Origin of the sequence: Natrinema sp. LN54, assembly GCF_052439245.1 — an archaeon.
GTDB lineage: Archaea > Halobacteriota > Halobacteria > Halobacteriales > Natrialbaceae > Natrinema > Natrinema versiforme_A.
This window is the reverse complement of the sequence record NZ_JBQVRP010000002.1, coordinates 223,389-237,459: the sequence shown is the minus strand read 5'-3', so window position 1 is coordinate 237,459 and position 14,071 is coordinate 223,389. Positions and strand designations below refer to the sequence as shown.

Genomic DNA, 14,071 nt, shown 5'->3' with positions numbered 1-14,071 from the left:
GTGCCTCGAAACTACGCTCGCCTCGAGCGGCCGATCACTCGTGGTCCAAGATGGCGTCCAGCAGCTTCGTCTGGGCCGCCGCGAGGTGTTCGGTGAACGTCGTCCCGGTGATGTCGAGTTCGTCGGCGACCTCGCCGGCGTTGGCTCGCTTGGGGTGTTCGAAATAGCCCATTCGGTGGGCCGTCTCCAAGACCTCCGTCTGGCGATCGGTCAGCGTGCTCCGATCGACGAAGACGAGGTTGCGTTCGTCGTGGTCCTGTTGGGACTGGAGCAGCCGCTGGACGTCGAGGTTCGCGTAGCGGTCGCGTAACTCGCCGATGACCGCCTGCAGCCCGTGCATATCCGGCGCGTGAAAGGTCAGGTACAGCGCCGCACCCTGCGTGCGGACGTCGACGACGGGACAGTCGTGTTCCTCGATGCACTCGCAGGGACAGCCACACCCGAGTTCGCGCTCGAACCGATAGACCGAACTCGAGCCGTAGGAGAAGATCGGCGAGAGGTCCGCGTCGACGTCGAACTCGTCGGGGTAGCGCTCGGCGTCGAGCATGAACTCCTCGGTCACGCGCTCGGGCGCGGACGGGCTGGTGCTCTTCGAGACCGAGAGGACCCGGCCGTCGGCCTCCGCCGAGGCCTGCGCGACGACGCAGTCGGGCGGGTCGTCGATCTTCACCTCCGCGCGAATCCCCGAAGCCATACCCACTTCTGTGGAGCCGTCCACCCTAAATCCTGTGTCTACGGGCCGGAAGCACGTCGGCTGCCGACCCGCGGGGCGTGGGGCCGTCCGACGATCCATCGCGGCGGGCCCGGGGCGTCCACCTCGACCGAACCGACTCGAGGCCGATTCGCCTCGAGTATCTTCCTACCCCATATAAAGAGCCCTGTATTTATTGGGACTCATTTGGAGGGGGATCGGTCGGTACTAGAAGGTGTAACAGATGTCCGCTACGAACCCTGACGCCCGAAACCGAGGCTGGCAGAACGACGATCAGATCGACCCGCAGGCCGTCCTCGCCGCGCTCGACGACGGCGCGTGCCGAGCCATCCTTGAGGCGACGACCGAGAAGTCGCTGACGGCGACGGAGGTCTCCGAGGAGTGCGACATTCCGATGTCGACGGCCTACCGAAAGGTCGAAATGCTGACCGAAGCCGATCTGGTCGACGAACAGGTCCGGATCAACACCTCGGGCAAGCACGCGACCGAGTACCGCAAGAGCTTCGACGACGTGCTCGTCTCTGTCGCCGGCGAGGGGATCGAAATCGAGATGACCAAACCCGACGCCGAGACCGACTCCGGAGCCGCCTACGCCGTTGCTGACGACTGATTTTCTCAGTGTGTCTGCGAGTCGCGCTACCGACACCGTTCGATTGGACCGATAGCGGACCGGACGACGAGAGATCGATCACCGTCTCTCGAGAGCGACGGCTACCATCGGATTCGATATCGCACGGCGGTTCGAGAGATAGTCGCGTCTCCGTCTCAGCTATGCGAGGGTCTCGAGCAGGAGCATCGCCGGCTGCGTCTCGGGCGGGTTACCGAGGTCGAGGACGAACGCGGCGATGACGGCGGCGATGACGATGACAGCCGGGATGTACAGAATGACGGCGATCACCGCGGCCACGGCAGCTTTCCCCGTCGAGATGTCGTGAAATGCAGCCAGTCCCTTGATCTGCAGGTACCAGCCGTAGAAGCCAGTGGCCCAGCCGATGACTGGGAGCCACCAGAGCCCGCTACGGATGAGGGTGGGAAACGCGTACGCCTCCAGTGTCAGGGACGCGCCGCGGCCGCCGAACAGAGAGGCGATAACGTGGGCGACCAGCGCCTCGATAACACCGAAAATCCAAGCGACGATGCCGAAAACCAGCGCCACGACGATTCCGATCGCCGCGTCCGCCGGCGACGCCAGATTGAAGATTATCATGAGCGCCGCGAACGGCAGCATCGTGGCGAGAAACGAGAGCAGCATAAACGCGAGCGGATACCCCGCGCCGTGGGTCTCGTCGTACTCCGAGAAGAACGTTCCCGGATCTCGAATCATGTAGCCGTTGACACCTTTCCATTGTTTCAGTATACTCATACAACCAGATACGAGTAGGATTATAAGAATATATCGGAAATAGATATAACTCGTTTAACGGCTTCATCCGAGTTACGAGCCGAGATATTTGATATGGCTGATTGGGACTGGCAATTACCCATACATATCAAGATGGGGACTGGACATCGTGGGTCGTCAGAGTCCTCGGTGACGAATCGCTCCCCGAGAGCCGTTGCGCCGCCGAAAAGGGAACGGTCGACAGGGTCGGAAGACTGCGCTAGTCGTCGCTCGAGACCGCCGCGCCGCCGCCGCTGCTGACGCCGGTGCCGGGCCCGAGGTCGATCCCGAGTTCGTCGAGTTTCTCGTCGGGGACGACGCCGTCGACCCAGCCGCGGTGATCGTAGTACTCTGCCTTCATCTCCTCGAGTTCGCAGTACTCGCCCTCGCTTGCGCCCTGTCCGCGGATGCCGTCCTCGAGGAAGCGCTCGGGCAGCGAGTCGTCGCTGCCGTCGAAGCCGTTGAGGTTGTTGTAGTAGCGCTCCAAGTTGTAGATCCGCTCGCCGGCCTCGAGGAGTTCGTCCTCGGTGACGTCGCGGCCGGTCATGCCGTTGTACTGCAGGACGTACTCCTCGATGCCTTCGGCGAAGGCGTTGAACTTGCAGATGTCGAAGGAGTCCGAGATCGCGTGGAGGTCCTGGAACTGGGCGGTGAGTTCGCCTTTCCCTTCGTGCTCGTAGGGATCGACCTTCTCGGGGATGCCCAGAATTTCGGCCGCGGGGGTGTACCCCCGCAGGTGGCAGGCCCCGCGGTTCGAGGTGGCGTAGCCGATGCCCATCCCCTTCAGACAGCGCGGGTCGTAGGCCGCGATCGTCTGGCCCTTGACCGCGAGCGAGTTCTCGTGGGCCTCCTTGCGGTCGGCGACTCGGCGCGGCCCCTCGGCCAGCAGATCCGCGAGGTCGTCCTCGCGGTAGGCCATCCGCTCGATCATGTCGACCATCGTCTCGGCGTCGCCCCACTCCAACTCGCCGACGCCCTCGAGTTTGCCCTCCTCGGTCATCTCCATGGCCATCGCCATCATGTTGCCCGCGTCGATGGTGTCGACGCCCATGTCGTTACAGCGGTCGATCATGAGGGCGACGGCGTCGCGGTCGGTGTGGCCGGAGTTCGGGCCGAGCGCGTACGCTGATTCGTACTCGTAGGACTCGGTCCGGACGTTCATCTCCTCGCCCTTGTGCATCTTCGTCACTTCGACTTCCTTCTTGCAGGCGACCGGACAGGAGTGACACGTCGGCTCGTCGACGAGGATGTTCTCGCGGACGTTCTCGCCGGAGACGCGCTCGGCGTCGATGTCGACGCCCTCCGCGTCGCGCATGCTTTCGGTCGAGGTGTATCGGCCGTTCTTGGTCGGGAGACCGTCCATCTCCTCGCCGATGTTCATCAGGACGTTGGTGCCGTACATCGAGAGGCCGCCCTCGTTGGGCGCGGTGACCTCCGACTCCTGAATCGCCTGCATCGCCTGCTGGTGGCCCTCCTTGAAGGTCTCCGGATCCGCCGGCTTGGGCATCTTCGTCGTGGACTTGACGACGACTGCCTTGAGGTTCTTCGAGCCCATCACACAGCCCGTGCCGCCGCGGCCGGAGGCCCGGTCGTCCTCGTTCATGATCGAGGCGAACTTGACCTCGTTCTCGCCGCCGGGACCGATCCCCATGATGCTGAGGTTCTTGCCGTAGGAGCCCTCGACTTCCTCCTCGATCGCGTCGCGCGTGTCGTGGAACCCCTCGCCCCAGAGGTGGGACGCGTCCCGGAGTTCGACCTCGCCGTCCTCGACGACCGCGTAGACCGGCTCGTCGGCCTCCCCCTCGAACAGCAGCCCGTCGAAGCCGGACCACTTGAGCCGAGCGCCCGACCAGCCGCCGTGGTGACTGTCCGTGACGGTGCCGGTCAGCGGCGACTTCGTACAGATGGCGATCCGACCGCTCATCGTTACCTGCGTGCCCGACAGCGGCCCGTTCATGAACGCGAGCAGGTTATCGGGTCCGAGCGGATCGACGTCCGGTCCCTGTTCGAAGACGTACTTTACCCCGAGTCCCCGCGCACCGATATACTGCTTCGCGTCCTCGTCGTCGATCGACTCGTACGCGACCTCCCCGTCCGAGAGATCGATGCGGGCGACCCTGTCTTGAAATCCGCCGAGTTCAGTCATGGTAACCGTTCGTTCTTGTATACGACCTCCAGCGTGTTAGTCGTTCTCTACCTATCGTAACCGGAACCGATTACGCGGACGGGGACGCAATCGCTCTGTGTATCGCTCGAGGGAGGCGACGGTGACTCGAGACGGACAATCGGGAGTGCTGGCAAGAACTGCGGAAACGTAACCGTCAGAGATCACGCCGTTCGACGGGGCGGCGAAAACCGAGGCGAACCGGCCGCTGTGCCATCCGGAGGGTCCGACTCGAACGGCGCGACGCCGGCGGGGGACTCGCCGGATTATAACAGCAGTGCGACCACCGCGAGAATGATGAAGATCAGCACGAAGATCCGCGCGATCTCCATCGAGATGCCGGCGACGCCGCGAGCGCCGACGGCGGCGGCGACGATCGCGAGGACGAAGAAGATGAGCGCCCAGTACAGGAACCCACCGCCGGCTTGGAGCGGAGCTGTGAACGGAAGCATAGGAACTGCTCCCACGACGACCCACATAAATATCGGCGACCGTCCGCAGGGCTAAGCCGCGGCTACAGGTCTCGAGCCGTGATTGTCATTGAAAACGGCGACTACGCGTCCCCGAAGAAGGCTCGACACAGTTTCGCCTCGGCCGTCCGCAGGTGCTCGTGGAAGGTCGGCCGCGAGACGCCCATCGACTGGGCGAGTTCCTCGCCGGTCGTCGGTCGAGGCCACTCGAAGTAGCCGCCGAGGTAGGCCCGCTGGAGCGCGCCGAACTGCCGGTCGGTCAGCGACTCCTCGAGGCGGGCGGCGAACTCCTGTCGGGTTTCGCCCTCGCGTTCGCGCTGTTGGAAGGAGACGACGTCGGTTCCGTCGTAGCGGTCCTCGACGGCCTCGACGACCGAGCGGACGTTCGCCGAGCGGGGGATCTCGAGGGTGACGCGGGCGCGTCCGGCTTCGCTCTCGATCGTCCGCGTGCGGGCGCCGCGCCCGGAGAGCCAGCCGACGAGGTCGTCCGCGCTCGTCAGTTCGATGAGACAGCCCTCGTCGCGTTCGACGATGACCCGGCAGTCCACGTCGGGAAGGTCAGCGGCAGCGGCGGCGACATCGTCCGCGCTCGCGCCGGTGACGGTAAACAGCGACGCCGTCTCGTCGTCGGATCGGTGGACCGAGCGGCGGTACTCGAGCCGGCAGTCCGCCGCGGCGGAGAGCGCCACGGGTGTGAGGTCGCGATCGGTCAACTCGAGTTCGACGGCGACGACGGCGTCGGTCGCGAGCACGCGGCTCGTCTCGCGGGCGTTGATGCCGCTCGCGACCGCGCGGGCGAGCGCGGAGAGGATCACCGTTTCGCGGTCGTCGGCGGCGCGGTCCCGATCTGCCCGAACCGTCACGACGCCGTACTCGATGCCGTTGTACGACAGCGGTAACGCGACGCGGGTCGTTCCGCCGACGGTGTCGACGGCGGGCTCGTTCGTCGCGACCGCCTCGGCGGCGGGATGGTCGGTTCCGGCCTCGAGTCGCTCGCGCTCCGGACCGTCCCCGGCCTGCGAGCGGATCTCGATCGTACCGGTCGCGGGGTTTCGCTCGCCGATCCACGCCCCGTCGTAGGCGTCTTCCGCGGCGATCCGCTCGCAGACCTCGCGCTCGAGGTCCGAGCGGTCGGTCGAGCCGGCGACGACGGCGGTGACGTCTTGGATCAGTCCCTCGACGCGATCGAGGATGTACTCGAGTTCCTCGGTTCGGCGCTCGAGCGCGAGTTCGGCTTCCTTGCGCGAGGTCACGTCGTTCTGGAAGCCGACGTAGTTGGTCACCCGGCCGTCCTCGTCCCGGACGGGGGCGATCGTCACCTCGTTCCAGAACTCGGTGCCGTCCTCGCGGTAGTTCTCGAGTTCGACGGTGGTGGGCCTGTTCTCGTCGATCGCCGCCGCCATCTCCGCGATCGCGTCCTCGTTCGAGTCGGGTCCCTGGAGGAACCGACAGTTTCGACCGACGACGTCGTCGTACGCGTAGCCGGTGATCTCCTCGTAGGCCTCGTTGATGTACACCAGCGGATTGTCCTCGCGGTCGGGATCGGAGATGGTGACCCCGACGGGCGCTTCCTCGAGCGCGCGGTCTTTCAGCAGCCGGTCGCTCGAGCCCGACGGCGAGCCGGTCGCGCCGTCGGCGTGGGTCTCGGAGCCGTCGCGGTCGAACGTGATCGTCGCGCCGTTCGCGCCGCGGTGGAGACGCACGCTCCCCCGATCACCGTCGAAGTCGACGCGTCGGGCGGTGCCGACGGTCGTTTCGTCGATGGCCGCCGCGAGCCGATCCCAGCGCGCGCCGAGTGCCGTCGCCGCGTCGCGGTCGGCGTCGCCGAGGTCGAACGCGTCGCGGGCGGCCTCGTTCGCGTACGTGATCGTCCCCTCGACGACCGCCACGACCGGATCGACGACGTACTCGAGTGCGCGGACGGCCGCCGCGGGGTCGTCGACGGCGTTGTCGCCGCGCTCCGTGTCGGCATCGTCCATAGTTCGTACTACGGACGGCTCCCTAAGAACCGTTGTGATCGGAAGACCGGACGACCCCCGGTTCGGCAAGCTAGGTTGTTATATAGTACCACGGTGTATGTACACATATGTCAGTACATCGATCGCCGTTCGAGCGACTGCGGGAGAAGTTCGACGAGTCGGAACTACGGTGTCCCGCGTGTGGCTACGTCGACACCGACGGCGGCTGGCGCGTCACTACGTCGGGCGGCCGGGTTCGCTACCAGTTCGTCTGCCCGACCTGTGACGCCGTCGAGACGCGGGAACTCCGACTCGAATAGCCCGTGGGTGCTCCGACGCAGCCTCGAGCGACCGCGTCGCCTCGCAGACCGACGAGCCGACGTACCCGACGTGTTCGGCACCGATCGTCGTCGCATCCTTCGTTCGAGCGCTGACCGTACTGCCGGAACAGTAGATCGCCGCGCGGTTTCGGTATGCAGAACCACGGTCGAAAATAGATCCGAGAAGCAAGTCGTGCTCGGTAGATAGCGCGTCTCTCGAAGAGGGTTCAGTTTCTCATCCTCTCTCGGTGTAGTGGACCACCACTTCGGCACGGTGGGACTCGATGAGCGGCCCGGTCGGCAGAGCGATCGCCGACTCGGCGTAGACGCTCTCGCGTCCCTGGATCTCGTCGACGAGCGGCGGCGGGTCGGTCCCGACCGGGTAGCCGACCCTGATGACGACGCGGTCCGGTTGACGGGGCGGGACCGGATCAGTGTATTCGACCGTCACGTCGATGAGCGTGAGCGCGGCGTACTCCGGTGAATCGAGAACGGCTGCGATGTCGGCGTTGACCTCTTCCTCGTAGGCCCCGGTTCGGTAGGTGTCGTAGGTCACGACCCCGAGAAACGCCGAGAGGACGAGGATCGTGACGACGAGTGCGAGGGCGCGTTTTTCCGTCGCGACGCGGGCGTCGCCCTGCTGGGTCCAGCTGTCCGGCCGATAGCCCTTGTACCAGAGGACGGCGAGACTGGTGATGTTGATCGTGAGGATGTTGACCAGAACGAGGACGCCCGCGGCGAGGGTGACGTCCGGGAGTCCCCACGCGATACCGATGCCAACGACGCCCAGCGGCGGAACGAGCGCCGCGGCGATCATGACGCCGACGAGGGCGGCGGAGGTGCCCGCGGTGAGCGTCCACGCCCCCGCGACGCCGGCACCGATCGCGATGACGAGCGAGAGCATATCGGGGCTGAGCCGGCCTTCGATCTCCGAGATTTCGACGATGTCGATCATCGGCGAGACGAGCCCGGTCGTCCGGATGGCGAACGCGAAGATGGCGGCGGTAATGACGCCGACGCCGAGTCCGATCGCCTGGAGTTTGATCCCGCGCCGAAACAGTGTGCGATCGTTGATGACCGTACCGACGCTCGCACCGAGTGCCGGACCGATCAACGGTGCGATCACCATCGATCCGACGACGACCGCCGGCGAATCGAGCAAGAGACCGGCAGTCGCGACGATCACGCTCATGATGGTCATGACGAGATACGTGCTGAACCGGGGAGTGAGATCCTTCGCTTGAGCCTGCATCTCCTCGCGAGAGATGCGCGGGCTGTTCTGGGCGTACCGCTGTTCGAGGTCGTCGAACTGTTCGGAGACGACGGTTTCCGCCTCCAGAATCACGGTATAGGAATCCTCATCGATCCCGGTCTCTCGGAGTTCATCGAGGACGGACTCGACTGCGGGTGCCGGCAGTGGGAACGTGATGACAACCGAGGGCTCATCGCGGCTTTCCTCCGCGACGAGGGTGAAGTCAATCCCTTCGTCCTCGAGCGTCTCCTCGACGGCTTCGCGCTTTTCCTTCGGAATCAGAACCTCCACGAGCCGCATACGCTCACGTCCACAATGCCGTGGATAAACGTTCGTTCCGTCCCCACGTTCTGTCGGCGAGGCGATCGTGGTGTCGGTGATAGCGACGATATCTGTCCGTCGAACAGTGGGCGTGTGAAACGCGACACGGTTGGTAAACTCCCGTACTCCATGGTCCGCCTGTACTGCTCGCGATTTCACGCCGCACCCTGAATAGAGGATTTGTGTTGGAAGCTACTGGTGATTGCATACGGTATCCCCAGAAGAGGGCGTGTTCGACCCCTTCCGGGAACCCAGATGACGGCCAGACAGGCCATCACAGCGGAGCGGGGTCACCGTCGAGGCCTCGCGTTCTCTTTCGGGGCGGAAATAGATGCTTTTCGCCGCTCGAGAGCGGTAACGGGCCGCTGAGACGAGCGCTTCGAGTCGATGGTGACTCAGTTACTGTGAGACAAGGTCGTACGCGCCGATACCGGTGTTGGCCACAGAGCGGGATCGCGGCGGTCGTACACCGATGCAGCGCAGCATCCCGATACCGGATCGGCCGCGAACGGTTTTCCTCGAGTCCACAACGGTGGTTTTCTCCGCAATAATTCCGTAACAGTCTGCCCGTTTTAGCCGCGCGACGGCCGTACCTCGGGGCGTATGGTTTCACGACCGCGAACTATCGGTGTCGCATTCGTCGCGGTGCTGGTCGCGCTTTCGGGGGGTCCCGCCCTCGTCGGCGGAGCGACCACGGCCGCGACCGACGACACCGGAGACATGAGCGACGCGAGCGCAACGCTGGAGAACGTACAGGTCGAGACGCTCGAACTCGAGAACCTCACGATTCAGAACGTCACGATCGAGGAACTCAACGCCGGACAGTTGAATGTTCAGGACAGCCAGGAACTCGAGGGCGAACTGAACCAGACGGGTGACAACGAGTCGGAGGACAACGAATCCGCCGATAACGAGTCCATGGGCAACGAGTCGGAGGACAACGAATCCGCGGACATGCAGGTCACGATTTCGAACGTCGGCCTCGAGTCGCTCGCGCTCGAGAACGTCTCGATCGACGACCTCGGGACGGACGGAGCAAACGAGAGCGAGAACGGCGATAACGAGAGCGACGCCGACGGAAACGAATCGTCGTCCGGCATCGAGCAACTGATCGGCGAGGACGCCGACAACGCGACGGTCCAGAACATGACCATCGAGTCGTTGAACACCGATCAGCTGACGATCGAGGACCTCACCGTCGACGAAGACGAAGGGGGTATCCTCTCGGGTATCTCCGACTTCATCGGCGGACTGTTCGGTGGTGACGGCGACGGCGGCGACGGTCAAACGAACGAGAGCGACTCCGACAACGCCAGCTCCGAAGCGATCGAGTCCCTGACCGTCGAGGAGTTTACCCTCGACGAGCTCACGTTCGAATCGATGACCGTCGGCACCCTCGAGAGCCAAGAGGGTGGTACCGAGACGGGTGACGAGAACGCGACGGCCGACAACGAAACCGCCGATAACGAGGCCGGCGAAGACGCCAACGCGACCGACGAGAACGCGACCGACGAGAACGCGACCGACGAGAACGAAACCGACGGCGACAACGAGACCGCCGCGGACGGTGCGATGAACGAAACTGCCGCTGACACCGAGGGCGAGACGATCTCGTCGCTCTCCGGCGGGACGATGACCGTCGAAAACGGCAACGCGGACACCGTTACTCTCGGCGAAACCGAGGGACTCACGGAATCGCTCGAGCAACAGCAGACCGACGGCAACGAGTCGACAAACGAGAGCGCGAACGAAACCGAGAACGAAACCGGAAACGAGAGCGACGGCTGAATGTCGAGTCGCGCACTCGGCTGATCGAACCGAGGCGACCCGCGAGACACGCCGGTGTTCGACGGCGGTGTCGAACATCGGGTCCGTTTTTCACGCCGCCCGAGTCCCCGTCAGCGATCGGTATCGGTGGCGGGAACCGGCACGCGGATCGCGTCGCGGTTGGGGAGAGTCGACCTCACTTTCCGTCCAGGCCGCTGCCCTCGGCGAACAGCCGGTAGTACGAGAGGGCGAGTACCGTCCGGCCGTCGCGGATCTCGCCGTCGGCCACCGCGTCGGTCAACGCCTCGAGCGAGCGCTCGGTCACGCGAATGCTCTCGTTGTGATCGAGTCGCTGTTCGGCCGTCGGCCGGCAGCCCTCGGCGACGAAGAAGTGCAAGACGGCGTCCGCGATGCCGTTGGCCGGTTCGACGGTCGTCAGCGGCTCGAGGCGCTCGGCCTCGTGGCCGGTCTCCTCGGCGAGTTCCCGGCGCGCCGCCGCCTCGAGGTCGTCGTCCTCGGGTTCGACACCGCCGACGGGGAGGCCGTGGCTGATCCGCGAGACGGCCTGTCGCCACTCGTCGATGCAGACGACGTCGCCGTCGGGCGTAAACGGCAGGACGCAGACGCTCGCCGGTTCCGAGAGGTAGTCGAACTCGGTTTCGGTCCCGTCGGGCAGTCGAACGGACTCGTTAACGACATCGAAACCCGGACAGGAGTAGGCTACCCGGCGCTCGCGCGTCTCCCAAGCGAGTGGATCGGTTGGCATAGCGGCCGGTACGGCGGTGCGCGTCAAAAACGCCGCGTCACGCGGCGCCCTCACGTCTCGGTGATAAGCCCCCGCGTTCCGCCGAGTGTGTCGCCCGTCAGCGGTCCTACGCGGTGCGTTCTCGGTCTCACCGGAGACGTACCAGCTCTATAACAAAGCCACAACACCGTGAACGTCGTCACTCAGAGGGTGATCCATGGACCAGCTAACTGGCTTCCAGCGAGACCTGTTGTACGTGATCGCAGGGAAAGACCGGCCGTCAGGGCAGGAGATTCTCGACGACATCAATAGCTACATCGATCAGCCGGTCACGCACGGCCGTCTGTATCCGAATCTCGACACGCTCGTCGAGAAAGAACTCGTCGAGAAAGGCGAACTCGACCGACGGACGAACTACTACGCGCTGACGCCGAAGGGCCGACGCGCGCTGCAGCGCCGCCAGGAGTGGGTCGACCAGTACGTCGACGTCTGAACTTCTGGCCGTGTTCTCTCTCGAGGACAACCGCCGAAGAGCGCTCGCTCCGCGCCGAGTTCGCGTCGACGGACCCGCGGCCGCGCTCACCGAGCGTCGTCGAGGTCGACGACCGTCTCCATATCGGCGGTCAGCCACGCGTTCAGTTTCTCCTCGGTGGTCCCGTCGCGGGGGACGAGCGTACAGCGGTCGCTCCCGGACTGGTAGCGGACGACGATGGCGTCGAACAGAACCGATCCGGCGGGATCGATCTCGTCGGTCTCGGCCGCGTACTCGTGGGCGATGCCCTCGTCCCCGTCAGCAGAGCCATCCATGGTAGGTCAGGCGACCGTCGTCGCCACCGTCCGATAGGCACAGACGGTACAAAACGGCTACTAGTTCGGGTATAGAGCGTTCGGGACCGCTGTATATCGCTCCACAGTCGTCTCGAGGATCGATGCGACGACCGCGACGAACGACCGCGTGACTGCGGGCGCGGTCCGAGCCAGACCCCGTGATCGAATGATCCGTGCTCGAGGCGAACCGTCACCCCTGCAGTACGGGTCGATGAACGGCGGAAACGACTGCATACCGCCGCCTCGAGAGCGAAGACGACTGCCGCCTGCCCTCCGGGTCCGTCTAGACGTCCTCGAACCGGATCGTCTCGAGGTCCGCCTCGAGGTCCTCGACGTGGTCGTTGAACGCGTCGACGAAGGCCGGAACGTCGTCGGCAAGCCGGCGGACTTCGGGGGCCGCCGGCGGGCCGTACTGGGAGAGCAGATAGACCCCGTCGGAGCCGCCGACTCGTAGGTAAGAGGCAGTGTCGGCCTCCCACTTCAGCTCCCAGCGGGTGCCGGAAATCGTCGCCGCGTAGCTCCCGTAGTCGCCGTCGTACCGGTGGAGCTGGCTCGCCATCGCGTTGCACACGTCGCGAATCCGGTCGACGATCCGGTCCCGTTCGGCGACGAGTTCCGCCGTCGACTCCACCTCGGGGAACTCGTCGGACACGTCCGCGAACAGGCCCTCGAACGAGCGGACGTACTCGTTGTAGGCGCTGACGAACGCCCCGTAGTCGGCCATCGCCCGCTCGAGGGGCTCCGGTTCGGGCGGCTGCTTGCTCGAGACGACGTAGGTCTCCGAGCCCGATTGCGGATCGAAGCGCAGGTACTGCACGTCGCCGGCCTCGTACTTGAGCGTCCAGCTCCCGCCGTCGGTGTTGAACGTCTCTTGGCCGTAGTCCCCGCCCTGCAAGACGGCGAGTTCCCGCGCGATCTCGCCGGCGTGGGTCCGAACGCGAGCCGCCAGCTCGTTGCGCCGCTCGGCGATCTCGTCCGTCCCCTCGACATCGGTCTCGAGTCCCTCGGTCATTACTCGAGATAGGTGTCGGGTGCCGGTAACGGTTACGTCTCGTGCCTCGCGGGCGGGCGGATCCGACTCGAAAAGAGACGACGGCCGCCGAGAGAGACCGGTCTACTCGCTTTCGTTGCCGCTCTCGTTTCCTGTTTCGTTGTCGCTTTCGTTCGCGCCGCTTTCGTCCGTGCTTTCGTTGAGTTCCTCGGTCTCGTTTTCGCTCTCGTTGGTCTCGTCGGTTTCCGTCTCGTTGCCCGCGGCGGTTTCGTTCCCCGCCTCGGGGTCGTCTTCCAGGTCCTGTCCGTTGCCCGTCCCCTCCTCGGCTTCGGGTTCGTCTTCGGTCTCGTTCCCACCGCCGCCGCCCGGACCGCCACAGCCGGCGACGAGGGCGGTCGAGGCCGCTGCTCCTGTAAGTGTCAGTACTCGACGGCGAGTCGGCGGCTGCCGATCGGTCATACGTGAGCATCGCTGCGGAGGTTCATAAGCCGCCAGCCGACACTTGCGTGGTTCGGCAGCGTTCGTGTCCGCCGCTTCGAGACGGCTAATCCGTCGGTTTCGGTGACCGTTCGTTCCCGGTGGGTGTAGGCAGTATACACAAGAACGAGGGCGGTGAACGGAGTCCATGGCCTCGATACCCGACGAGTTCGACGACCTGTTCGAAAAGAAAACGTTCGCCCACGTCGCGACGCTGACCGAGGAGGGGCTCCCACACGTCACGCCCGTGTGGATCGACTACGACGCCGACGACGACCGGCTGCTGATCAACACCGAACGGGGCCGGCAGAAAGAACGCAACGTCCGGAACAACCCCGCCGTCGGCATCAGCATGGTCGACCCCGACAACCCGTATCAGCACCTCTCGGTGATCGGCGAAGTCGAGGAGACCACGACCGAGGGCGCTCGAGAACATATCGACGAACTGGCGCGGCGATACACGGACGACGACGAGTATCAGACGCCGATCGAAACCGAACGCGTGATTCTGCGGATTCGGGCGGATCAAGTCCTGTAACCGGATTCTGATCGGCAATACGTCTCCCCCGGCTCGAGGCGTTCCGACCGCGGACGACGGCGTACAGCAGTGGTAAACCAATAGACGCGATATAGAATACACTAACCAATCATATTTCTGAAGTGGTGTGCGATTAATGGACGGCGA

General features: G+C 64.7%; 15 protein-coding genes. 5 read left to right on the top strand and 10 right to left on the bottom strand.

What is annotated here, in order from left to right; all coding sequences use genetic code 11:
- Nucleotides 1-34 precede the first annotated feature (34 nt).
- Complete coding sequence (locus ACT4ML_RS06315) at nucleotides 35-694, bottom strand: helix-turn-helix domain-containing protein (protein WP_444720098.1); 660 nt, start codon at nucleotides 692-694, stop codon at nucleotides 35-37.
- 241 nt (nucleotides 695-935) lie between these two features.
- Here ACT4ML_RS06315 and ACT4ML_RS06310 point away from each other — a divergent pair, with 241 nt between their 5' ends.
- Complete coding sequence (locus tag ACT4ML_RS06310) at nucleotides 936-1,322, top strand: winged helix-turn-helix domain-containing protein (RefSeq protein WP_444720097.1); 387 nt, start codon at nucleotides 936-938, stop codon at nucleotides 1,320-1,322.
- A 159-nt stretch (nucleotides 1,323-1,481) separates the two neighbouring features.
- On the opposite strand, the gene ACT4ML_RS06305 is transcribed toward ACT4ML_RS06310, so the two are convergent.
- The 4 genes from ACT4ML_RS06305 to ACT4ML_RS06290 form a co-directional block, all read right to left on the bottom strand.
- Entirely contained in the window at nucleotides 1,482-2,075 is a 594-nt protein-coding gene (locus ACT4ML_RS06305) for a YIP1 family protein (protein ID WP_444720096.1), read from the bottom strand.
- Between the two features lie 238 nt (nucleotides 2,076-2,313).
- Nucleotides 2,314-4,239 carry an aldehyde ferredoxin oxidoreductase family protein gene (locus tag ACT4ML_RS06300; protein WP_444720095.1) on the bottom strand — a complete coding sequence of 642 codons (1,926 nt, stop codon included), beginning with the start codon at nucleotides 4,237-4,239 and terminating at the stop codon, nucleotides 2,314-2,316.
- Between the two features lie 284 nt (nucleotides 4,240-4,523).
- A complete protein-coding gene (locus tag ACT4ML_RS06295; protein ID WP_444720094.1) occupies nucleotides 4,524-4,709 on the bottom strand; it encodes a DUF1328 family protein in 186 nt (61 codons plus the stop codon).
- Nucleotides 4,710-4,810: 101 nt separating this feature from the next.
- Nucleotides 4,811-6,706, bottom strand: a complete 1,896-nt coding sequence (locus ACT4ML_RS06290; protein WP_444720093.1) for a bacterio-opsin activator domain-containing protein — start codon at nucleotides 6,704-6,706, stop codon at nucleotides 4,811-4,813.
- A 107-nt stretch (nucleotides 6,707-6,813) separates the two neighbouring features.
- On the opposite strand from ACT4ML_RS06290, the gene ACT4ML_RS06285 reads away from it, so the two are divergent.
- Nucleotides 6,814-7,005, top strand: coding sequence for an HVO_0649 family zinc finger protein (locus ACT4ML_RS06285; RefSeq protein ID WP_444720092.1), 192 nt, complete (start codon nucleotides 6,814-6,816; stop codon nucleotides 7,003-7,005).
- A gap of 235 nt (nucleotides 7,006-7,240) precedes the next feature.
- Here the strand turns inward: ACT4ML_RS06285 and ACT4ML_RS06280 are convergent, their stop codons facing one another.
- Nucleotides 7,241-8,557, bottom strand: coding sequence for a TIGR00341 family protein (locus ACT4ML_RS06280; protein WP_444720091.1), 1,317 nt, complete (start codon nucleotides 8,555-8,557; stop codon nucleotides 7,241-7,243).
- Nucleotides 8,558-9,181: 624 nt separating this feature from the next.
- Between ACT4ML_RS06280 and ACT4ML_RS06275 the strand changes: the two genes are divergently transcribed.
- Nucleotides 9,182-10,366, top strand: coding sequence for a hypothetical protein (locus ACT4ML_RS06275; RefSeq protein WP_444720090.1), 1,185 nt, complete (start codon nucleotides 9,182-9,184; stop codon nucleotides 10,364-10,366).
- A 175-nt stretch (nucleotides 10,367-10,541) separates the two neighbouring features.
- On the opposite strand, the gene ACT4ML_RS06270 is transcribed toward ACT4ML_RS06275, so the two are convergent.
- The gene (locus ACT4ML_RS06270; protein ID WP_444720089.1) at nucleotides 10,542-11,111 is read right to left on the bottom strand and encodes an NUDIX hydrolase; all 570 of its coding nucleotides are present in this window, start codon (nucleotides 11,109-11,111) and stop codon (nucleotides 10,542-10,544) included.
- Nucleotides 11,112-11,307: 196 nt separating this feature from the next.
- Here ACT4ML_RS06270 and ACT4ML_RS06265 point away from each other — a divergent pair, with 196 nt between their 5' ends.
- A complete protein-coding gene (locus ACT4ML_RS06265) occupies nucleotides 11,308-11,583 on the top strand; it encodes a PadR family transcriptional regulator (protein ID WP_090622019.1) in 276 nt (91 codons plus the stop codon).
- 86 nt (nucleotides 11,584-11,669) lie between these two features.
- Here the strand turns inward: ACT4ML_RS06265 and ACT4ML_RS06260 are convergent, their stop codons facing one another.
- From ACT4ML_RS06260 to ACT4ML_RS06250, 3 genes are all read right to left on the bottom strand, one after another.
- Nucleotides 11,670-11,897, bottom strand: a complete 228-nt coding sequence (locus tag ACT4ML_RS06260; protein ID WP_444720088.1) for a DUF7511 domain-containing protein — start codon at nucleotides 11,895-11,897, stop codon at nucleotides 11,670-11,672.
- Between the two features lie 304 nt (nucleotides 11,898-12,201).
- Nucleotides 12,202-12,930 carry a hypothetical protein gene (locus ACT4ML_RS06255; protein ID WP_444720087.1) on the bottom strand — a complete coding sequence of 243 codons (729 nt, stop codon included), beginning with the start codon at nucleotides 12,928-12,930 and terminating at the stop codon, nucleotides 12,202-12,204.
- A gap of 102 nt (nucleotides 12,931-13,032) precedes the next feature.
- Nucleotides 13,033-13,368 carry a hypothetical protein gene (locus ACT4ML_RS06250; protein ID WP_444720086.1) on the bottom strand — a complete coding sequence of 112 codons (336 nt, stop codon included), beginning with the start codon at nucleotides 13,366-13,368 and terminating at the stop codon, nucleotides 13,033-13,035.
- A 166-nt stretch (nucleotides 13,369-13,534) separates the two neighbouring features.
- Here ACT4ML_RS06250 and ACT4ML_RS06245 point away from each other — a divergent pair, with 166 nt between their 5' ends.
- Nucleotides 13,535-13,924 (top strand): PPOX class F420-dependent oxidoreductase, encoded by a 390-nt coding sequence (locus ACT4ML_RS06245; protein WP_444720085.1) that lies wholly within the window; start codon nucleotides 13,535-13,537, stop codon nucleotides 13,922-13,924.
- The last annotated feature ends 147 nt before the right edge of the window (nucleotides 13,925-14,071 follow it).